At 42.3% G+C, this 22,530-nt stretch carries 17 protein-coding genes; 9 read left to right on the top strand and 8 right to left on the bottom strand.

Features of this window, described 5'->3' with window-relative positions; genetic code table 11:
• The first annotated feature begins 58 nt into the window (after positions 1-58).
• Positions 59-439, top strand: a complete 381-nt coding sequence (locus NMG48_RS17440; protein WP_126386977.1) for an AbrB family transcriptional regulator — start codon at positions 59-61, stop codon at positions 437-439.
• A gap of 42 nt (positions 440-481) precedes the next feature.
• Here NMG48_RS17440 and recF read toward each other — a convergent pair whose 3' ends face one another.
• Complete coding sequence (recF, locus tag NMG48_RS17435; protein ID WP_271252719.1) at positions 482-1,612, bottom strand: DNA replication/repair protein RecF; 1,131 nt, start codon at positions 1,610-1,612, stop codon at positions 482-484.
• 160 nt (positions 1,613-1,772) lie between these two features.
• Between recF and NMG48_RS17430 the strand changes: the two genes are divergently transcribed.
• The gene (locus tag NMG48_RS17430; protein WP_271252718.1) at positions 1,773-3,092 is read left to right on the top strand and encodes a serpin family protein; all 1,320 of its coding nucleotides are present in this window, start codon (positions 1,773-1,775) and stop codon (positions 3,090-3,092) included.
• Between the two features lie 36 nt (positions 3,093-3,128).
• On the opposite strand, the gene bioU is transcribed toward NMG48_RS17430, so the two are convergent.
• Both bioU and NMG48_RS17420 read right to left on the bottom strand, forming a co-directional pair.
• Positions 3,129-4,112, bottom strand: coding sequence for a (S)-8-amino-7-oxononanoate synthase BioU (bioU, locus tag NMG48_RS17425; RefSeq protein ID WP_271252717.1), 984 nt, complete (start codon positions 4,110-4,112; stop codon positions 3,129-3,131).
• Positions 4,113-4,366: 254 nt separating this feature from the next.
• The gene (locus NMG48_RS17420; RefSeq protein WP_271252716.1) at positions 4,367-5,605 is read right to left on the bottom strand and encodes an adenylate/guanylate cyclase domain-containing protein; all 1,239 of its coding nucleotides are present in this window, start codon (positions 5,603-5,605) and stop codon (positions 4,367-4,369) included.
• A gap of 163 nt (positions 5,606-5,768) precedes the next feature.
• Between NMG48_RS17420 and NMG48_RS17415 the strand changes: the two genes are divergently transcribed.
• Positions 5,769-6,293 carry an MEKHLA domain-containing protein gene (locus NMG48_RS17415; RefSeq protein WP_271252715.1) on the top strand — a complete coding sequence of 175 codons (525 nt, stop codon included), beginning with the start codon at positions 5,769-5,771 and terminating at the stop codon, positions 6,291-6,293.
• Between the two features lie 244 nt (positions 6,294-6,537).
• Positions 6,538-7,020 (top strand): DUF4079 domain-containing protein, encoded by a 483-nt coding sequence (locus NMG48_RS17410; protein ID WP_271252714.1) that lies wholly within the window; start codon positions 6,538-6,540, stop codon positions 7,018-7,020.
• A gap of 31 nt (positions 7,021-7,051) precedes the next feature.
• Here the strand turns inward: NMG48_RS17410 and NMG48_RS17405 are convergent, their stop codons facing one another.
• From NMG48_RS17405 to NMG48_RS17395, 3 genes are all read right to left on the bottom strand, one after another.
• Positions 7,052-7,543 (bottom strand): YajQ family cyclic di-GMP-binding protein, encoded by a 492-nt coding sequence (locus tag NMG48_RS17405; protein WP_169361705.1) that lies wholly within the window; start codon positions 7,541-7,543, stop codon positions 7,052-7,054.
• A gap of 134 nt (positions 7,544-7,677) precedes the next feature.
• Positions 7,678-8,805 (bottom strand): aldo/keto reductase, encoded by a 1,128-nt coding sequence (locus NMG48_RS17400; protein ID WP_271252713.1) that lies wholly within the window; start codon positions 8,803-8,805, stop codon positions 7,678-7,680.
• Between the two features lie 294 nt (positions 8,806-9,099).
• A complete protein-coding gene (locus NMG48_RS17395; protein WP_271252712.1) occupies positions 9,100-9,675 on the bottom strand; it encodes a LexA family protein in 576 nt (191 codons plus the stop codon).
• 589 nt (positions 9,676-10,264) lie between these two features.
• Between NMG48_RS17395 and NMG48_RS17390 the strand changes: the two genes are divergently transcribed.
• The 4 genes from NMG48_RS17390 (at position 10,265) to NMG48_RS17375 (ending at position 13,532) form a co-directional block, all read left to right on the top strand.
• Positions 10,265-11,383 (top strand): fatty acid desaturase family protein, encoded by a 1,119-nt coding sequence (locus tag NMG48_RS17390; protein WP_271252711.1) that lies wholly within the window; start codon positions 10,265-10,267, stop codon positions 11,381-11,383.
• A gap of 149 nt (positions 11,384-11,532) precedes the next feature.
• Positions 11,533-12,096 (top strand): deoxycytidylate deaminase, encoded by a 564-nt coding sequence (locus NMG48_RS17385; protein WP_271252710.1) that lies wholly within the window; start codon positions 11,533-11,535, stop codon positions 12,094-12,096.
• Between the two features lie 67 nt (positions 12,097-12,163).
• Positions 12,164-12,613 carry a hypothetical protein gene (locus tag NMG48_RS17380; RefSeq protein WP_126386965.1) on the top strand — a complete coding sequence of 150 codons (450 nt, stop codon included), beginning with the start codon at positions 12,164-12,166 and terminating at the stop codon, positions 12,611-12,613.
• 7 nt (positions 12,614-12,620) lie between these two features.
• A complete protein-coding gene (locus tag NMG48_RS17375; RefSeq protein WP_271252709.1) occupies positions 12,621-13,532 on the top strand; it encodes a type IV pilin-like G/H family protein in 912 nt (303 codons plus the stop codon).
• Positions 13,533-13,613: 81 nt separating this feature from the next.
• Here the strand turns inward: NMG48_RS17375 and NMG48_RS17370 are convergent, their stop codons facing one another.
• Positions 13,614-16,412: a response regulator gene (locus NMG48_RS17370; protein WP_271252708.1), complete on the bottom strand. Its 2,799-nt coding sequence runs from the start codon at positions 16,410-16,412 to the stop codon at positions 13,614-13,616.
• A gap of 276 nt (positions 16,413-16,688) precedes the next feature.
• Complete coding sequence (locus NMG48_RS17365) at positions 16,689-17,843, bottom strand: pyridoxal-phosphate-dependent aminotransferase family protein (RefSeq protein WP_271252707.1); 1,155 nt, start codon at positions 17,841-17,843, stop codon at positions 16,689-16,691.
• Between the two features lie 463 nt (positions 17,844-18,306).
• Here NMG48_RS17365 and NMG48_RS17360 point away from each other — a divergent pair, with 463 nt between their 5' ends.
• A complete protein-coding gene (locus NMG48_RS17360) occupies positions 18,307-22,524 on the top strand; it encodes a DEAD/DEAH box helicase (protein ID WP_271252706.1) in 4,218 nt (1,405 codons plus the stop codon).
• The last annotated feature ends 6 nt before the right edge of the window (positions 22,525-22,530 follow it).

Genomic DNA, 22,530 nt, shown 5'->3' with positions numbered 1-22,530 from the left:
AGTACATTTATCTTAGATACTGAAATACAATTATTAGATACAAAACTGTTAGAAACCAATGGCAAAAGTTAAGCAACCTGTCCAACTCTCTGGCGAAGCATTACTACAAAAAGTCAAAGAACTAGAGCATCTGTCAAAAGAAGAAAAAGCTAAAGCCTGCGGATACGCAACCATCACTAAAAATAATCAAGCTCGTGTTAACTTGATGAAATTTTATAATGCTTTGATGGAAGCAGATGGAGTTGAGCTTGAAGCTAAAGGTAGTGGCAAAGGTGGACGTAGTGCTAGTTACCGCGTAAGTGTACAGAAAAATGGCAACCTATTAATTGGCTCAGCTTATACACAACTGATGGGTTTAAAAGCTGGTGATGAGTTAGAAATTCGTCTTGGTCGTAAACATATTCACCTACGTCAAGTAGGTGCTGATGACGAAGAATAACGATAAAAAACAAGCTTACAATCCGAGCTTGTTTTTTATTTTTTAAGATGAAATTTTACCGCTTTCTACTTGAAAAATTCGGGCGGAGTTTAGCCATTGAGCATCAAACGATCCTAAATGAGTTGTGGTAATTATTGTTTGGACGCGATCGCCAATTGCATTTAATAGATGATCTTGTCTTTGTAGATCAAGTTCAGCTAGTACGTCATCTAATAATAATAGTGGTGGCTCTCCAATTACTGATTCGAGCAACTCTAACTCCGCCAGTTTTAAAGCAAGTACTAAAGTGCGTTGTTGCCCCTGAGACCCATATTCACGGGCAGGAGTATTATTAATCGTCAATACAACTTCATCACGATGGGGACCAACTAAGCTAGCACCTTGATGTTGTTCAACAATTGCTTTTTGTAAAAGTGCCTCAAAAAAAGCTTGATGAATATTTTCAACTGTATCCGTTGGGGCGAAGGAAAACTTGGGAACATAGGTGATTTCTAAATATTCACTACCACCGCTAATGGCTTGATGCCAATGTCTAGCGATCGGCGTTAATCTTTCTAGTAAACGCGATCGCCTTCTAATCAGTCTTGTCCCCGCAGTTACTAACTGAGCATCCCATAGTGCCATTTGTTGCGGCTCATAGTTAGTTTGTCCCTGCTTAATGGACTTCAACAAAGCATTCCGTTGTCGTAAAACTTGATTATATTGCTGTAAGAGATTGATATAGATTGGTTCTAATTGAATTAGCACAGTATCCAGCCAATTGCGCCGACTTTCAGGACTTCCGCGCACTAAGTCAAGATCTAGACTAGAAAACATAACGGCATTGAGATTACCTAAAAAGTCCAAATGCCTTGCCTGATTTACTCCATTTACAGTTAAGGTGCGCTTACCACTAGATCGCATTCGCATTCCCAATTCCACAGGATAGCTTTCGGGCGATCGCGATCGCTGACAGAGTGCCATAATTTCGGCAATCGCTTCCCCATTGCGTACTAAGTCTCGATCTTTACTCACACGGTGCGATCGCAAGGTTGCTAATAGCAAAACGGCTTCGAGCAAGTTCGATTTCCCTTGGGCATTGTTACCGACTATGACTGTTTTAGGCGCAGTGAAGATAACTTCTTGATCGATATAATTGCGAAACTGCTTGATGTGGAGAGATTTGAGATACATGCACGCAGGTGATGCTATTGGCAGACTCTCTAGGATAAAGCTTTTCTTTGGAATTGCAGCACGAATTTTTTAAGTTACAGAAAATGTAACGGCGATAGGCGATCGCAAATCATGTCCTAAGCTAAAAATGTAGCAATCTAGAGGTTTAGAAATTAGCATTATGCAAGCTTACAATCGCGCTACGATAATTAGTCTATTAGCTATAGTTTTGATGGGATGTACAATCGCAGATACTCCTAATCCTCAAATTTCACTAATTAGCACAGTAAGTCCATCCCCTACAAATACCGCTATAGCTCCCAAACCAATCAGCCGTAATCTTACTAACAATCGCACCAATAATCTCAAGGTAAAACTGGATGAACGATTAGTTAAGGCAAGTACTAGCTTTGGATTTAATCTATTTGAGCAGATTGCTAAACAAAATCCTAATAAAAATATTTTCATATCACCATCGAGTGTAGCGATCGCCCTATCGATGACCTATAACGGTGCGAGTGGCGAAACTCAACAGGCGATCGCTAAAGCCTTAGATTTACAAGGCATTGAAATCAATGATGTGAATGTCTTTAATCGAAACATTCAGCAACTGTTAGCGAATGGTGATAAAAACGTTGAGTTAAATATTGCCAATTCACTCTGGGCGCGGAAGGATATTGCTTTAGAACAAAATTTCTTAAATAAAGTGAAGGAGTTCTATCAAGCAGAAATTACTAATCTTGACTTCAGCGATTCTAATTCTGTGAATACGATTAATGCTTGGGTGAAGCAGCAAACCAAAGCCAAAATCGAGAAAATTGTCGATCGCATTAATTCTGATAGTTTACTATTTTTAATTAATGCTGTGTACTTTAAAGGTAAATGGGAAGCTCCCTTTGATCAAGCCCTTACCAAACCGCAACCCTTTACGCTCATCGATGGTACAAAAATCCAACATCCTGCCATGTCGAGATCGGGAGAATATCGCTACTACGATGCACCAACCTTTCAAGCAATTAGTCTTCCCTATGGCTCTGGACGTTTCAGTATGGAGATTTTCCTACCCAAACCAAAATCTAATTTAGGAGAATTCCAGCAGCAACTCAACGCTAAGAATTGGCAAGAATGGTCAACCAAATTCATCCGCAAAACTGGATCTATTCAATTACCCCGCTTTAAAGTGGAATATGAGACTAGTCTCAAAGAAACTTTGCAGAATTTAGGTATGGCGATCGCTTTTAATCCCAACAAAGCTGATTTTCGCAATCTCGCAACTACGAAGGCTTACATCAGTGATGTCAAGCATAAAACCTTTGTTGATGTCAATGAAGAAGGTACCGAAGCGGCAGCAGTTACTTCCGTTGAGATGCGCGTAACTTCAGCCAGACCTAGTGAAGAACCTCCATTTCAAATGATTGTTGATCGCCCATTTTTCTTCGCAATTAGCGATCGGCAAACTGGCACAATTCTATTTATGGGCATAATTCAAAATCCATCGTAAAAGAGAAGCCATGCTTTGCATGGCTTCTCTTTTGTTTTAACGAACGAAGGCAGGCATCACTTCAGCAGCAGTCATCAGACCGTAAATACCACGTTGGTGAAATTGTTTTCCAGCCTTGAGATAGCCAAAGGCAGGGCCGCATACATTTGCTGCCATGCTGGTTTCATCGCCGAGGGTGAAGGTGTGAGTGGAGATTTTGCCCTCAAAGGTACGACCTGTCAGTTTCATGTTTGTACTGAGGGGCTTCTTAGGATTGCGGGTGTCAACTACGCCGCCCACGGTGACGCGATCGCGATCGCAAATACCGACACGCTCTAGCATGATGTCATCGGCATGTTCCATATTTTCCAGCGAGATTAAGCCATTGGTCTTTTCGAGCAGTGCTTCTACTTCCTCGTCAGTCATGGCTTGGGCAATATCAACGGTATAGCCAGACATATGGGCAATATCTTCGCGGATGGTGGCGCGGTAGGCGTTCCAGTTGGCAATACCGACTCCGAAGGTGATTTCAACCTTGTGGACTTCTGCAAAACTTTGAGCCGCGATCGCAGCAGCAGCAGTCAATAAACCGGGGGTTGCACCACAACCAGACATATAAGTAATCCCTGCGGCTTCCAGTTCTGGGGCAAGGGCAATCATTTGTTCAACGGCACTGGTACGCTTGATGGCATCGACTAGCACACCTTTCCAACCTGAAGCGATGAATTGCTTGGCAACGCTTGCCATGAAGGTATTGGGTAGGTTGGGCAATGCGAGGAAATAACCATCAACATCTTTTGCCGTAGCGATCGCTTTATCAATACTGTCTTGGGTAAGAGTACCTAATCCTTCGAGATAGCCCAGTGAGCCTTGGTTTTGGTAAGTGGCGATCGCCTTGTTAGCATCTAGCCCCTGTGGGTCATAGGCAAAGCCTTCTTTGTCTGCTGCTACGACTAGTTGCATTTCCTGCTTAGCGCTGAGCAACTTTGCTGCCGCCTGACCTAATCCACCAAATCCTAAAATTCCAACTTTTAATGTCATTAAGTTTAACTTCGTTTATCGCTATGGTAGTTTACAATTCTGATCTGATCCTCTAATTTGCCATATTTTCGGACTCATTGGCAAACCAAATGTAATAAGTAGCTAGGCATAATTAAAAAATAGAACCAAAAGCTGTGGCGCACGCTGCGCGTGCGCCACAGCTTTTGGGGTTTTATATTTAATTGCGCCTAGCTACTTATCTCATTGAAAGCGAAAAATGAGACGAATCGCTTGGTGATTTTTGTCATTTGCCATCATTTTAAAACGTAGGTAGTCATTTCCCCTTTTCCTTTGATAACAACTCGATCGCGGACTTCAAAATGATAGCGATCGCGTAAATATTGATAGGTACTTTCTGAAACTTGAATGCAGCCTGCAATCCCGTGAGATTCCATACGGCTTGCGGTATTGACGGTATCACCCCAAAGGTCGTAAGTAAATTTTTTGATGCCAATTACACCAGCTACAACTGGTCCCGAACTGATACCAATGCGAATTTTGAGATTTTGGTGACATTCTTGATTGAAAAGATTTAATTCCTTTTGCATGGCGATCGCCATTTCGATTGCTGCTTGAGCATGATTATCCTGAGCAAAAGGTAATCCTGCCACTGCCATGTAGGCATCGCCAATGGTTTTGATTTTTTCTAATCCATACTTTTCGGCGAGACGATCAAAGCGGGAAAAGATTTGATTGAGAAAACCAACGACTTCTTCAGGAGGTATTTGGCTCGAAAGTACTGTAAACCCGACGATATCGGCAAATAAAACGCTTACTTCTTGGAAGTTGTCAGCAATCAGATCAGATTCTAATTTTAAACGATCGGCGATCGACTGCGGTAGAACATTGAGCAGTAAGCGTTCCGAGCGTTCTTTCTGTTCTTCTAATTCCTTCTTGGCGAAGAATTCACTCTGTTGTAGACGTTCGTACAAATAAACTGATATATCTCCCATGATACAAATCCAGCCAATAAACATGAAGATTAGAGAAATGGGTAGTATCAATTTCCCTAAAGTGAGGCGATTGCTCAGTCCAAAAATATCGCTCACGCTATAGCCAAAGTAGTTACTAATCAAAAAGTAGTTAACAAAGGTAAATAGCTGTATAGCTAAATGTAAATGCCAGCACACAGGTACAAGAGTGGCTTGGGCAACAAATACCAATACCCAAGGTATGAAAAAGGGCGCAATAATTCCTGCTGATGACGCATTAATCTGCATCGTCAATATAATCAGGGTCGGGACAATGAAGAAGATCGGATAGACATAGGTATTGGCAAAGCGCGATCGCAATAGGAAGAAAACTGCGATTAACACAGTCTCAATACTCAAATCTAAAGTAAGGCTAATGTCAGTTTTGAGAGGAATATCCCCTTTATTCCCCGTTAAGGCAAATGCCATAAAGCTCAAAATGCAAACTGCCGCGATCGCAGTGACAATCTGTAATCTCTTTCGCACAAATTGCGATCGCCACCGCAAATACTCAGCATTCATAGTTTTTAGATTAGGAAATAGCAATCTATTTACACACTTTATTGCAAATTTTGGGAATGATGGGTGATTCTTGGCTTTGGTTCTATTTTTTAATTATGCCTAGCTATTTATGAGTTGTATTACAAGTTGTAATTTGCTGTAAGTGTAATTTGTCGTAAGCTTGATGCAGATTGCTTTTAGACAAATTGTGAATTTAGATAAATCTCAGCCTTGGTTCCAACCTGAACTAGTGCAACATATTCAGCTTCTCTGCTATAGCTTTCAGCATTGGACTGGAACCCCATTAATCCTAATCTCCAACGATCAGTCATCCTTAGAAGTCGCCAATTTACTGTTTAATGCCGATTTTGTGGTGGTTTCTCACGGTACTCAAGCCGATCCAATTCTGAACTATGGAAATCAAAAGGCTCTCGATCTCTGGAAAATGGATTGGCAAACTTTCATATCTACACCATCACGCTATACGGCTGAACCTCTAAAACGTGACGAAAGGGAAAAAATCCTAGTACAGGTAAAATCTCAGGGCTATATCAACAACTATCGCGGTATTCGGATTGCGAGTAATGGCGATCGCTTTTATATTAATCAAGCAATTATCTGGAATGTGGTCGATCAAGAGGGGAAACTCTGGGGACAAGCTGCAACTTTTCGAGATTGGGAAGCGATCGCCCCACAATGGATTAAGTAGCTGGACGCAATTAAATATAAAACCCCAAAAACTGTGGCGCACGCTGCGCGTGCGCCACAGTTTTTGGCTCTGGTTTTTAATTATGCTCAGCTACTTAGTACACCCATAGAATGCACTGATTTTTAGGTTTGCCCAGCAAAGCACAGCTTTATGATTCAAGCATGTATTAAAATTATTAACGATTAGATAAGATTTACGACAAAGTCTTTACACTGCTCACTCCAATAGATACCCCGCCGAGTTTATGATTATTGCAATTCCCGAACCACTTCAAACGGTGGTGACCTTTGCTCACCCCATTCTCATGACCCTGACCCTCATTTTGGCATTGTATGCAGGTTACGTTGGGTGGCAATACCGCAGAATTCGTAGCACTGAGGGCGAAGAGAAAAAAGCGCTGATCTCCAAGAAATATAACCTCCTCCATCACAATCTGGGTTCGGTGTTTTTATTGTTAATGGTGGCAGGTGCGATCGGTGGTATGGCTGTAACTTACAACAACAATGGCAAGCTGTTTGTAGGAGCGCATTTGATTGCTGGTTTAGGACTCACATTCTTAGCTGCATTATCGGCGGCGTTAGCACCTATACTGCAACAGGGCAAGGAATGGGCGAGGAGTACTCATATTGCAGTTAATACTGTATTAGTTGGCATTTTTGTATGGCAAACCCTGACAGGCTTTGAAATTGTCCAGAGAATTCTCGAACAAATGTCTAAAGCTTCATAACAAAAAAGCGGCGCTTCGCGCCGCTTTTTTGTTAACGGTAGTTTGTGAATTGGAGAGCGAGGGGGAAGTCTTCGCCTTTTACGAGTTGGATAATTTCTTGAAGTTCATCTTTTGATTTGGAAGTAACTCGCAAAGCATCACCTTGAATAGAGGCTTGAGCTTTAGGGAAATTATCGCGGATGGTTTTAGAAAGTTTTTTAGCTTGATCTTGCTCAATACCCCGCTTGAGTTTAATCTTTTGGGTGACACGATTACCGCTAGCGGATTCGATTTCGCCATAGTCAAAGATTTTTAGAGATAGGTTACGCTTGATTGCTTTAGATTGCAACACATCAACAACCGAGGTAAGTGTCATTTCACTATTAGTTTTGATGGTTATGAGTTCTTTTTCAAGTTCAACTTCTGTATTTGTACTTTTTAAGTCATAGCGACTAACAATTTCACGGCGAGTTTGATCGATCGCATTGACAAGTTCTTGATGATCAAAATCGCTAACGATGTCAAAGGAATAACTGGAAGCCATAGATTTATTTCAGGTTTTATTGATCACAAAGCAGCAGGAGCAGCAGCAGTGTTTTGCGTTCCTCATCCTACCAAAAAACGGTAGTCCTAAATGGTTTGTGGAAGCTCACCCCGAAGGGGTGAGCTTCCACAAACCTATTCCCATAGTCGCCGACCTTCCTCACCATGTAAGCGATCGTGGGTATCCCGCAAAAGTCTAGGGATTTCAAGATTTTCAGGACATCTTGGTAAGCAGTCGCCACAGTCAGTACAGCGAATGGCTTTATTCCCCGGAAACCAATGTCCTGCATTCTCAAACATTTTATAGCGATATTTCCCAAACTCCACCATATCAAAGCCGATCGCTAAATTTCTGAGTCTGAGGACTTCAGGAATATTAATGCCTTCGGGACAGGGTAGGCATTGATAACATTGTGAACAGCGATCGTTTTCTAAGAGTGTGTAGCGGCGATTCATGCAATCGAGAACTGCGGCTTCTAATTCAGACATCGGGGCATCGTTATCCCATGCGTCCTGATGGGAATCTACTTCGCTAGGGTTGGCTGCACCAAGGCTGAGGGTATGTACACGCGGATCACACAGCAAAAAGCGATCGCACATGTATAAGGCTGTATATGGATAGCAAACACCTGATAGTTCTTCGGAAGGGTTATAGAGCATCCCGCCTTTATCCGATGGCGAAATGATAAATACCCCCATATCCTTTTCATGGGCGAGTTGTACCGCAGGGGCATTACGCTGATTGAAGTAGTAATAATGTAAGTTAACGGACTCAAATAAGTCAGTACGAATCGTGTCTAAAATTACTTCAAGTGAACCGTGGGTAGAAAAGCCTACATGTCCAATCATCTTTTGCTCGATCGCTTCCCTAACCGCTTTCATACATCCATTGGGATCTTTCACCAGATCGAGATGTTCGTATAGATTAATCCCATGAATATCGAAGTTATCGATATAGTCCACATTCATCTTTTTGAGGGACTGTTCGATTTGCCGACGCATAGAGTCTGCATCTTTGGTAGGACCAATTTTGGTCGTCAGATAAAAGCGATCGCGTTGCTTGCTAAGCCCATTTCGCATTGCCTGACCAATGAATTCCTCACTCTTGCCATAGCCCTGCGCTGTCTCAATATGGTTAATGCCAACTTCTAAGGCGTGCCAAATCGTTTTTTCTGCATTCGCCGCAGATTCTAAATAGCGCATTGCTCCTAAGGAGAATACGGACAAAAGCATCTCAGTTTTGCCAAAACGACGATAGCGCATAATTCATTCACTAAATGTGATTAGGATTCTGCAATTTAATAAGGAACCAAGTTTTTTGTGGCGCGGCGAAGCCGCACCACAAAAAATCGGTTCCTTATTTCCCTGCATGTCCCTTAATTTTATAGGGATGACGCAAAAATGATGGGAAATCATTATTTTAAATTCATAAATTGAAGTATAGCTTGGAGTTTCCAGCAACGGCTTAAAGGAGTCTAGAGAAATATTTGAAAGTGCGACTTAGTCGCGCTTTCAAATATTTCTCTGGATTTCAAGTCAGCGCAAAGCGCTGTAATTCTAAAGTGCATGAATTACATTGGTAACTACGCCCCAAATATGGAGATCGGTATGTTCATCAATCTCAATAGGTTTAAAAGCTTCATTCTCAGGCATAAGCCATAGTTTATCTCTATCCTTACGAATTCTTTTTACCGTTAATTCTCCATTCACCACGGCGATCACAACTTGACCATTGGTAACTTCAATCGAGCGATCGACAATCAACATATCATTGGGATGAATCCCTGCATCAATCATTGATTCTCCAACCACACGCACCAGATATGTGGTTTCAGGATGCTTCACCAGATGACGATTGAGATCAATATTATCATCCACATAGTCTTCGGTTAGAGTAGGAAGCCCTGCTGCAACTGGGTTGAGATATAGAGGCAAGCTCACCTTAGTCTTTCTTTCGGGCTTGAAGATGGATTGAACCATAGTTCCTAATTCGATTTCTTGGCTTCCCCCAGCCAAAGCCGCTAAAATTTCGTCAGCTATTCTGATGGGTAGTCGTACAGCTTTAGTAGCTTCACCGTATTTTCCAGTCCCTTGAGGGCGACCTGCACCTGCGCGTTTTCCTCCTCTTGGCATATTATTTTCTCCAGATTTATCGCTTTATTTATGATTTTTGGGGTAGTACTAAACTGGTAAGGGTGGACTACGCTTCGCGCCGCCTACCACTATCATGTAAATCTAGGACTACCAAAGATGGCAGGATTTTTTAAGGCTTAGGAGGTGTGCCAGAAAGCAATGTAACTCCTAAGCTCTAGATTTTTGTAAAGTGCAGTCCAAAGCACAACACTTGAGATCGATACATGAATAACGTACGCTTATCATCAGAGTATACGCAAAAATTGCAATTTATGACATAAAAAATAGAAAAAAGCAGAACTTAATGTCAAAAATCTGCTTCCATTGGTAGCATTTTACAAATCGATTCAGGAATTTCCCAATGAATCATGTAACATCAGAAACATATTGCGATCGCTACTACAGGTCTTTGCGCCAAATAAAAACTGACTTTTTGCTACAAGCATTACGAATTTGAGTTTGAATGTGGGTAGTGGCTTAGGAAATATGGGTGGTATACCGTCCGTATTCACTAAAATGCTGCCATCTTTGGCACTACCGTATAAGTGAAAGAATTATAAGTACGACATTTAGTTAGACATGGTAAAAGATGCAAGATCGAGATGAATCCTCGCAGTCTACGGTTCTCGAAAAAGAATCAGCGAAAAAATTGAAATTTGCCAAGAATAGTGGATTTCAGGTAGAACTAAGACGACGGGTTGACGAACTTTTTCAAAACAGTAATCTCAAAGAGCGTGATTGTCCCCAAATGTATGCCAAGACCGCGACCCTGTTAATTGGCTTTTTTGGAACCTATGCAGCCTTAATTTTTTTAGCCCAGACATGGTGGCAGGTTGTTCCGCTATGTATCTTGATGGGTGTGATCACCGCAGGTATTGGGTTTAGCATTCAGCATGATGGCGCTCATCACGCCTATTCCAATTCCCTATGGGTAAATAAACTCATGTCGATGAGCCTCGATCTCATCGGTGGTAGCTCTTATATTTGGCATTGGAAACATGATGTTTTACATCATACCTATACCAATATTGCAGGCTATGACATGGATTTAGAAGTGGGAATGTTTGGAAGGCTTTCTCCATCCCATCAAAAACTTCCATTTCACCGTTGGCAGCATTATTACCTATGGCTGTTATATGGTTTTCTGGCAATCAAGTGGCATTTTTTCGATGATTTTAATAACTTGATTACTGGCAAAATTAGCGATCGCAACTATCCTCGCCCCAAAAATAGCAATTTAGTCACCTTCTTTGCGGGCAAGTTAGTATTTCTGACGATTGCTTTCGTGATTCCCTCACTATTTCATTCGTTTTGGCTGGTTTTAGCTAGCTATAGTCTCGTCGCATTTACCCTAGGTCTTGTCCTAAGTGTTGTCTTCCAATTAGCCCATGTGGTCGAAGAAGCAGATTTCCCTATTCCTGATGCAGAGACCTGTTTAATTGAGAAAGATTGGGCAATTCACCAAATCGAAACTACAGTAAATTTTTCACGGAACAATCCCTTTCTAACTTGGTTGCTCGGTGGTTTAAATTTTCAAGTCGAGCATCATCTCTTCCCCAATATTTGCCATATCAATTACCCTGAGATCTCCAAAATAGTTGAGCAAACCTGCCAAGAATTTGGGGTGAGATATAACTATCACCGTTCCTTCTGGGCGGGTTGCCTCTCCCACTTCCATTGGTTACGCCGCATGGGAACTTCTTTCTAATCAAATACCAAAGATTTAAAACCCAGATTATTGGTTCTCCCGCGTAGCGGGAGAACCAATAATCTGGGTTTAGTTTATGACAAGCAATTGACACAGGAATTTATTCAACGCATGATAGATTCGCGAAGTCGGAATCATTATATTTACCCATGCCTGAATTGATCGATCAAGTTGCATATCAACAACGCCCCACATGGGATGAATATTTTATGCTGCTCACTAAACTTGCTGCCATGCGATCTACATGCTTAGCCTTTCCTGTGGGCGCAGTAATTGTTAAGGACAAGCAAGTATTGGCTACAGGCTACAACGGCTCCCCATCAGGTTCTGTGCATTGCACCACCCAAGGCTATTGCTATCCCAATGTCAGTACTTGTGATGCGAGTAAGGAATTCCCCTCAAGGGCGGTTCATGCTGAAGCTAATGCGATCGCCCAAGCTGCAAAACATGGTATTTCCACCGATGGCGCAAGTATTTATGTAACTTTAGAACCCTGCATTTCCTGTCTAAAGTTGGTAGTATCGGCAGGTATTCGCGAAGTTTACTACGAGACTAGTTTTAATAAAGGGAACAATGCCGCACTCTGCCAATCATTTGTGGCGGAAGGACTAGTGATGCTGAAACAAATTACGATCTCGCCATCAGTCCTGAAAAGAGCCGATTTATTTCTCAATTCTCCTACTTCGGAACTACGGTTGTTTACGCAGGAGTGAGGTTAGGATGATCGGTGCAAAGTGCTATCCATTCTGACGGATTATGACCTTTACTTAGAAATTGGCTATGAGTGATGATAAAAGGCAAATTTTGTTAGCAGTACGTGGTACAACTCAAGAAAGCTTAAGGGAAATGCGATCGCGGGTTTTTAGCATTGTGAGTACTGCCATCACTCTGTTTACAGTATTTATTGGTTGGATTGTCCAACGGGTGGCTAAGTTCTCTCTTCCTGAAACACTTCTCTTTGTTTGTATTATCTTGATGTTTTGGATTGGTAACTTGCTGATCTTGATCGATATTCGGAGAGGATATATCAAAACTATGGGTATTTCGGTTCGCGTCGAAAAAGCTTTAGGTCTATACGAGACTAAGGTGTTTGATGAGGAAGATGAGTCACTATTTCCATCCAGTTACCTGAAGCCGATTAAGGGTAAGCATTTTCAAAAGTTTGAATTGATTCTCTCCTTTTCTGCGATCGCTTCGATTTTGATTGTGATTATTAAATATATTTATTAGGGCTTATATGCGACAGCCAAATTCCCGATCAAATATCAAACCTGTTTTTGTGAGAGTCTGCCAAGCGATCGCAATCCCCTATCTCACAATTGGCTTATTAGTTGGTTGCAATACAGGCGATCGTCCTAAAGATGCAAACAGTCAAAAGCTAGCAGGAACTTGGGAATTTAAAAATCAAGATGGAGCTAAGGCAGGAACAGCAATTTTTGATACAAAAAATGGTATTGATGGCGATATCTATATTTTGAGTAATGATTTGCCAGAGGGTAAAACGGCGATCGCTGGTAAATATAAAGCCAATCCTAATAAGTATCCACCAGAACTTGATCTGACTTTTGGGGATCTCACTACGCAAACGATCTATGAAATTGGTAACGATGGACAGCTAAAAATTGCCAATGCTGTTCCCGATCAGCCTCGTCCCACCACTTTAGATGCTCAACCCCAACTGTTGACTAAAGTTTCGGAAAACACAACCATTGACCGTAATATCAAAATCCTGCGATCGCCAGATTTAGCTGCTTCATCAGCATTGATTCACGAAGCTGAGAGTAAGTCCTATATTCGCGCCATCATGCGATCGCAGCAGCAAATATTTCAAGAGAAGGGACAATTCTCAACGGATATCAATCTATTATCATCAGGATTAAAACTTAACTCGGAATTCTATAATTACCAAGCTACGGTATTGGATACAGCTTCAGGATTACTAGTCCAAAATACTGCGATTCCTGTTAAGGAGGGACTTAAAGCTTATACGGGCATTGTCTATGCGATCGCTAGCGATAACCAAAATCAGAAGGTCACGAAACTATTGATGTGTGAAAGCAATCTTGCCACCCGAAATCCTCCATCTCAAGTTCAAAAACAGGATGAAGGATATCGATGTCCAAATACATATACTTCAATTAGTCCATAATTTACCCAAAACACAAGTAGCGGCGCTTCGCGCCGCTACTTGTGTTTTGGGTTTTATGTCCTAAGTAAGCCAGCTAATAACTTACGGTAACTGCCAATGCGGTAGATATTGTTGAATCAGTTGTCTGACTTGTTTTAATCTCACAGGTTTAGTTAGATATTCATTAGCTCCTGCGTTGAGGCAACGCTCTCGATCATCGGGCATTGCCAAGGCTGTCAAAGCAATAATGGGAAGATTTGCAAAACTACTGTCGGCGCGAATTTGGCGAATGGCTTCTAACCCATCCATTTCAGGCATTTGAATATCCATTAGTACTAAGTCTGGTTGGCATTGCTTGATTAAGTGCACTGCTTCTAATCCATTACGACCGATCGCCATTCTTAGTCCGTAAGCCTCTAAATAGCTGAGCATGGTTGTAATGTTAGCCTCGTTATCTTCAGCAAGTACGATCAATGGAGCTTTGATATTTTGATGGGTAGGAATCACCAGTGCAGTTGCTGGGGCTTTTTCGGGAATTTCTATAATGCTATTTATGGATTGTTGTAGTTGTATACGGTTAATTGGTTTAACTAGATAATTGGCGGCTCCGAGCGCAAAGCCTTTAGGTCGCTCGTCAATGATAGAAACAATCACTACTGGAATATTTTTGGTAAGTGGATTGCGTTTTAGCTCAATCAATACCTCCCACCCTGGTAAATCTGGCAGTAAAATATCAAGAATAATCAAGTCGGGTTTCATTGCGAGTACGACATTAATCACTCCATGCCCCCAAGGATGTACTAATGTCTTAGCGCCTATTTCTTCCAAATAGCGGGAAAGTTGATTGGCGGCAATTTCATTGTCTTCGATAATGAGTGCCTGTTGGATCGATGATGGATGATCATCTCCCGATGATGCGATCGCATTAAACTGAGACGAGAAATTAGTTTGACAAGGAAGAGTTACAGTAAAGCAACTGCCTTGATCGAGTTCACTTTCTAGGATAACGCTGCCACCATGTAGTTCCACAATTCGTCTTACTAGGGATAGTCCTAATCCCGTGCCAGAATAACGACGAGAGAGTTTACTATCAATCTGCACAAAGGGATGAAATAGTTTATCCATTTGATCGGCGGCGATGCCAATCCCATTATCAGAGATGGCAAATTCTATTTTTTCAGGTTCAGGACAGTTTACAGATAGTTTTACCTTACCGCCTTCGGGCGTAAATTTAACGGCGTTATTTAGTAAGTTAATCAACACCTGCCGAATTCGACGCTCATCTAGTCCGATATGGTCAATATTTTGAGCAATATCGCAGCTTATCGCGATATTTTTCTTATATGCCATTTCTTTGACGAAACTCAGACTATCTTTGCATAGCTGCTGAATTTCAACGGAACTTATTTCTAGTTCCATTTTACCCGCTTCGATTTTTGACAGGTCAAGAATATCGTTGATTAGGTTTAATAGATGCTTGCCGCTACTATCAATCAGGTTGACAGATTGTTGCTGTCGATTATTAAGCCTGCCATGAAGCTCTTCGATTAAGACTTCTGACATTCCTAGAATAGCGTTTAGGGGTGTGCGGAGTTCATGGCTCATACCCGCAAGGAATTCATCTTTTAGTCGAGCGGCTCTGGATAGCTCGGCATTAGCAAGGCTGAGCCTGTCAGAGCTTAACCGTAACTGTTCCTCAGCTTTTTTGCGATCGCTAATATCTTTATGAGTCCCCACAATTCGCAATGGTTTACCATCCTTATCACGAGCTACAACCTTGCCAAAGTTGGCAATCCATTTCCATTCCCCTGACTTGGTTTGAACACGATACTCGAAGGCATAGGGATTATCACTATTTTGAAGATGCGCGTCGAGCAAATCGAATACCCAGGGCTTGTCATCGGGGTGAATTAACTTGTCCCAAATGCTCACATTAATAGACAATTCATTCTCTGTATAGCCCAACATTGCTAGCCAGTTTTGGTTTACATACACTTCACCAGTAGCAATTTCCCAATCCCACAACCCATCGCCAGTGCTTTCTAAAGCAAGCTTTAAACGTTCTTCGCTAACTTGGAGAGCCTCTTCTGCTTGTTTCCAAGCTGTGATATCCCGACCAACGGCTTGCAGTTCTAACGCATTTCCATTCTCATCAACTAATAGATGGTTATTCCACTGTGTCCATCGAATCTCACCATTGGCGACCACCCGATTGGTAATCGTCGCAATTGGATTTGCAGCCGTGATCGATTGTATTTGTTGATTAACGTATTCCAAATCATCTGGAAACACAACGGGAGCAAAGCTTTTGTTAATAACTTCCTCCCGTTTCACTCCGAAGTAACGACAATATACGTCATTGACAAATACAATCTTACCGTCAGGGCAATAGCGGAGGATTAGTTCGGTCTGATCTTCAACAATCGCGCGATATCTGGATTCACTTTCCTGTAATGCTAATGTCCTCTGCTCTACCTTAGTTTCTAGTTCCTGATTCAATCGCTGTAGTTCTTGATTCTGTGCGATTTGTTGTTGACTAAATTTTTTAATTTGATTTTGGGAGCTAACGAGTTTTAGTATTAGCCAATTGAAAGCAATCATTACACCCGTATAACCCACTAACTGCCATACATTTGCAGTAGATATCTCCCAAGTATAAAGAGGAAGGAGGAAATAAAAGTCAATTGCTATCGTAGATAAGAAAGTTGTGGTCAATCCCGCATATCTACCACCATACCAAGTACTTAGGGCTACCGCTATGCAAAAGAAAGCAATAATTGGAGAACCCTGCGGGTATTGCAAGAAAAAGTGACTATAGAAATAAGTCAATAGGGTCGCGATCGGTACTAATAGTATGGCGATCGCATAAGCTCGTATTCTGTAAGACGCTCTGGAAATCATATAACCTGCTAAACAATACGGTAGAACAATTGATAGATGTTTGCCGACACAGGAGCGCCAATAACGATATTATAAGTTGATTAACATTTAAATTACATGAATTATCTATGTATTTTACCCAAATAGTAAATATTCCTAAAAGAGGATGGTGGCATATCACGTCACCATCCTCTTTTAGGAATAACAGATTTAATAACAAACCATAAAGAAGAATAACCGCTAATTGCTGTCTATTCCTCTTTAGAAAAGCCTTTCTAGAAAGGCAATTTATCGTGACTATTGATTCAGAACTTCGATCGCAGCCTTTACACCAGCACCAGAGGTGAAATTAGTGTAACCAAGCGCCGAAATCGATGCTTCGAGAGCCGCAATTGCAGTGAGAATATCGCGATCGCCGACAAAGCCTAAATGTCCAATGCGGAAGATCTTGCCATTGAGGTGATCTTGACCACCAGCCATGACAATATCAAACTTCTTCTTGATCGTGGCGCGAATCTTTTCTGCTTCTAATCCTTCGGGAGGAACTACCGCTGTAATCGAATGACTAGCAGCATCATCGGGAGCTAATAGCCCTAGATTTAGAGCCTTGACTGCTGCACGAGTCGCATCACGATGGCGCAAATGACGGGCAAAGATATTTTCCAAACCTTCCCTTTGCATAATTTCTAAGGAAGCCTGCAAAGCCATGACCATATTCACTGAAGTCGTGAACGGGGTAGAGTTTTTCGCAGCATCCTTACGCGCCTTGCCCAAATCTAGATAGAACTTAGGTAGGTTGGCAGTTTTATAAGCCTCCCATGCCTTGGGACTAACAGCCACAAATCCTAATCCAGGGGGAATCATATAACCCTTTTGCGAACCAGAGCCGACTACATCTAAACCGAGTTCGTCGATAGGAATATTAATCGCACCTAAGCTAGTTACCGCATCGACAATAATTAAAGCCTTTTCATGGGCTTTGACATGGCGATTGATGGTAGCAAGATCATTAAGTACACCTGTCGAGGTTTCACTATGGGTAATGATTACGGCTTTGATTTCTTTATTGGTATCAGCCTCTAGCTTGACACGGAAATCTTCAGGATTTAGCGGCTTACCCCACTCAGCTTTGATAACTTCAGCATTTACGCCATAGGCTTGACAGACTTCGACCCAGCGTTCGCCAAACTTGCCATTATCACCAACAAGGACGCGATCGCCTTTGCTTAAAAAGTTAATGATGCCTGCTTCCATCGCACCAGTTCCGCTAGCGGTGAGGATTAATACATCATTAGTTGTTTGGTGTAGCCATTTGAGCTTGGCAGTCACATCTGCCATGATCTTGCTAAAATCGCCGCTACGGTGTCCGATCGGAGCTTTTGCCAGAGCCAACAGTGCCTGTTCAGGCACAGGTGTTGGACCTGGAATCATTAACATCAACTTATCTTCCATGAGTCGAAATCTTGTAATGCTTGGTTAAATACTAGATCTAGTATTGTACGCATTAAATAGACACTACAGCGCGTTACGCTGAATTAAAAACCAGAGAAATTTTTGAAACCTTGACGAAGTAGTGCTTCCAAAAACACTTCAAGCTTCAATAATCTCTAGAACCTAGATTTAATCAAGAACCAGATTTTTTGTTTTCGCCACGCCACCAAACATCAGTTTCTTATTTGACTGTGCGCTCTTACAGGAAAATACTTAAATCAGCTTGCCAAACCTTGAACTATCTTGAACTATGATGAAATCTAGATATTTGTTGCTGTTAATATTTCGTAATATAAAAAGCACCATAACTAATTGAGTCACTATGAACTAAAAATAACCACAGGATATCCTAAGTATCTATCTCCATCTATCTCCAAGAATTAATGATCGCAACTTTCTCTAATCACAATACAAACTTTTAGATATGCCTGATTTCCAAGTTGATTCTGCCAAACTCTACGAGACCTTAACATCTCTCTATCATAAATTGTCAGCGTTAGAGCAACAGATCATCCGCACTTGTGCGATCGCCTATGAACCACTGAATCGTACTGTCATTCTAGACTGCCTGATCTATTTTGGAGTTAAGGATAAGGATAAGCCTCTATCGCCCATTGCTTTAAAAACATATATTGATCGCCTCTTAAAGTTAAATCTACTCAATCAAGATCGTTCTCAAGGTGTGCAATGTAATTCGTTGTTGGTTGATATTGCTGTCCGCGATGCCATTCAGAAAGGAAAGTTTGAAGAAATTGTCGAAGTCATCGAAGCAAAAATACCAGTACCATCCTACGGCAAGATAGGTTCACGTACTTTCAGGAGTGAATCACAGTTTGTTCGCGAAGTCAGGATTGGGATTTATCGGCAGGATGTGGATTTTGTTGCTAAGCAATTTGATGATTTCTACCGATTTGGCTATTCTCAACAGAAAATCACCTTAGATGCAATTCTATTTCAAATCTGTAATAATCCTTTTGATCCAGACTGGTTTCAAACCCTAGATTCAACATTTTATGAGGTCGGCTTAAGCACCATTCTTAGCAATGGAATGCTTAAGTTAAAAAATACCGATCAAGCTTTAGCCCTATTGCAAAGAAGTTTTCAAGAAAATAGCGATCGCTGCACTGATCCCTTGCTATTGGTATTAATCGAACAAAGCCTATTGCGTGCGGATTTAAAAACTGCTCAAGCTGCCTATGATCGCCTGTCCAGTGACTACAAAGAGGCAGGTAATGCCTTACTCTCTTGGCTACATTTTCTGAAAGGCGATCGCGCTTTAGCAATTACACAATTTCGCCTATCCCTCAAATCGATCCGAAAAGCTACAGGTAAACGTCAAATCTATTTCAGTGGTGAACCGGGATTGTTTTTTATCCTAGCGCTGATTCAGGAGGGAACAGCCGAGAGTATGCGTGAAGCTGAAGGTTATGCCGCACTGATGGTGAAGCAAACTCACCATTGGTTGCAAATCACCTATAGCAGACTGCAAAGGGTTTTGAAGTTTCAATTGGGGGATATTCCTCAAAAGGATCTACTCAGTAATGAATATCTCCATGATCATACCCAAAGCCATTGCTTAGAAGTGTTTTTTAGTGCGCTTTGTCTCTATTGGGTCAACCCTGAAAAAGCGCGAGTGGATTTATCAAGGGTTCTACAACCATTACTCAAACAATCAGTAACCGCTGGCTACCATTGGCTCTCAATGGAAACTGCTGAACTTTTAGGAGAACTGTCCCCTAATTCCATCCATCAAAAACACGCTCAAAAGTTACGCCAAGAGACTCAAATCCCTACAATTGTCAACCTCATCCGTCCAAGGGAAACTTGGGAACTGAGCCTTAATGCGTTGCTCAATCTCACCAAATCGCCACAGGAGACAAGCAAGGCAGCCAATAATTCACCCCAGCGTCTAGTATGGCTAATTAGCTTTGTGAAGGGGGGCTATACCGTACAGCCGAAGGAACAGAAGATTAATGCTAAAGGAGTCTGGAGCACGGGACGGAATATTGCTCTCAAACGCCTCAAAGAAAATAGCCATGAGTTTCCCTATCTAACACCACAGGATATTATTGCCTGTTCCCATATCCAAGCCTATTCCTCCTATGGCTATTATGGACAGTCGCAATATGAATTTGATGAAGAGACAATCTGCGCTTTAATTGGACATCCGCTTGTGTTTTGGGAAGACTCGCCCACAACTCGTGTAGATATCGTCAAGGGTGAACCAGAACTATTGGTCAAGGCGGGAAAAGGCGATCGCCTATTTTTAGAGTTTTCGCCAGAGTTAAAGGATGGTCAGAGTTTTGTTGTCACCAAAGAAAGCCCTACTCGCCTCAAAGTTACACAGGTGAATGAATCCCATCGGCGGATCACCGAAATTATTGGGCGCAAAAATCGTCTTGAAATTCCTGTTGCCGCGAAAGATAAAGTTCTCGAAGCGATTCATTCGATCTCTTCAATTGTGACGGTACATTCTGATATCGGCGGTGGCGTGAGTGATGCGGAGGAAGTGCCATCGGACAGCAAGCCCCATGTGCATATTTTGCCCTCAGGGGATGGTCTAAAAATTGCCATCCTTGCGCGTCCCTTTGCTAATGCTGGCTCTTATTATCGTCCGGGGACTGGTGGTGCAACCGTACTTGCCGAAATCGATGGTAAACGTTTGCAAGCGACAAGGAATTTAAAAGAAGAGAAAAAACTTGCCAATGAAGCGATCGCTGCTTGTCCCACCCTCAGCAATTTTGAAGAAGAGGAAAGTGAATGGGTCATTGATGATCCTGAGTTTTGCTTGGAACTCCTACTAGAATTGCAAGCCTTAGGCGATCGCATTGTTTTGGAATGGCCAGAAGGCGAAAAGATGCGAATCAGTCATCGTGCTGGTTTTGGCGATTTCCGTATGTCGATCAATCAAAGCCGTGATTGGTTTGCTGCCGAAGGGGAGTTACGCCTCGGTGATGACCAAGTGATTGATATGCAGCGCCTATTGGAATTGCTGGACAAAACGCCTAGCCGCTTCATTCCCATTGGTGATGGTCAGTTTATCGCCTTAACCCAACAGTTCCGCAAACGCTTAGATGAGTTCCGTCGCCTATCGGAGAAGCATGGTAAAGGCACGAGATTCCATCCTTTAGCAGCTTTAGCCCTTGAAGATTTTGTTGATGAAATTGATGATCTGAAAGTCGATAAGCATTGGAAAGCCCATATTAAAAGAATCAAAGAAATGCGGAACTTTGAGCCGCAGCTACCATCAACCTTGCAAGCCGATCTCCGCGATTATCAGATCGAAGGTTTTCAATGGTTAGCGAGATTAGCCCATTGGGGTGTGGGTGCTTGCTTAGCTGATGATATGGGCTTAGGTAAGACCCTGCAATCTTTAGCGCTAATCCTCACCCGCGCCCCTCAGGGAGCCACCCTGATTGTTGCGCCTACTTCGGTTTGCATGAACTGGATTTCTGAAGCTGCCAAATTTGCGCCAACTCTGAATGTGATTGTATTTGGTACAGGCGATCGCCAAAAGGTGCTTGACAATCTCCAACCCTTTGACATGGTGATCTGTAGCTATGGCTTGATGCAGCAAGAGGAAGTCGGTGAAATGCTAGCAAAAGTAGAGTGGCAAACCGTTGTTCTCGATGAAGCACAGGCAATTAAAAATACGGCAACTAAGCGATCGCAAGCGGCGATGAATTTGCAAAGTGGCTTCAAGTTAATCACCACAGGTACACCCATCGAAAATCACCTCGGCGAGTTATGGAATCTGTTCCGCTTTATTAACCCCGGACTACTTGGCTCCCTTGATAATTTCAATACCAACTATGCCAACCCCATCGAGCGATCGCAGGATCGAGAAGCGCGTAATCAATTGAAAAAGCTAATTCAGCCCTTCATTCTTCGTCGCACGAAGAACCAAGTATTGCAAGAGTTACCATCGCGCACTGAAGTTACATTACAAGTGGAACTCAGCAAAGAGGAACTTGCCTTTTATGAAGCGCTCCGTCGTGAGGCGATCGCTAAACTTGCCGACACCCCAGCCAACGCAGGACAAAAGCATTTACAGGTGCTCGCGGAAATCATGAAATTGCGTCGCGCTTGCTGCAATACCAAACTAGTACGCCCCGATATTCCCTTACCCAGTTCTAAACTTCAGCTTTTCGGTGAAGTCGTCAGTGAGTTGCTAGATAACAAACATAAGGCACTAGTATTTAGCCAATTTGTCGATCATCTGCATATCATCCGTGACTATCTCGATTCTCAAAAAATTAGTTATCAATACCTCGATGGTAGTACTCCCGCCAAAGATCGCAAAAAACGGGTAGAAGCTTTCCAAGCAGGTGAAGGTGATGTGTTCCTGATCAGTCTCAAGGCTGGTGGTACAGGGCTAAATCTCACGGCTGCCGATTATGTGATCCATATGGACCCTTGGTGGAATCCTGCGGTGGAAGATCAAGCAAGCGATCGCGCCCATCGCATCGGACAAAAGCGCCCTGTCACAATTTATCGTCTTGTGGCAAAGGGAACGATCGAGGAGAAAATCGTCGATCTACACCATCACAAGCGCGATCTTGCCGATAGCCTGTTGGAAGGTACAGATATGAGTGGCAAGGTTTCCACCGATGCGTTGTTACAATTGATTAATGAGATCTAGAAGGCG

Source organism: Pseudanabaena sp. Chao 1811 (assembly GCF_027942295.1).
Lineage (GTDB): Bacteria > Cyanobacteriota > Cyanobacteriia > Pseudanabaenales > Pseudanabaenaceae > Pseudanabaena.
This window is presented reverse-complemented; position numbering and strand designations above follow the sequence as displayed.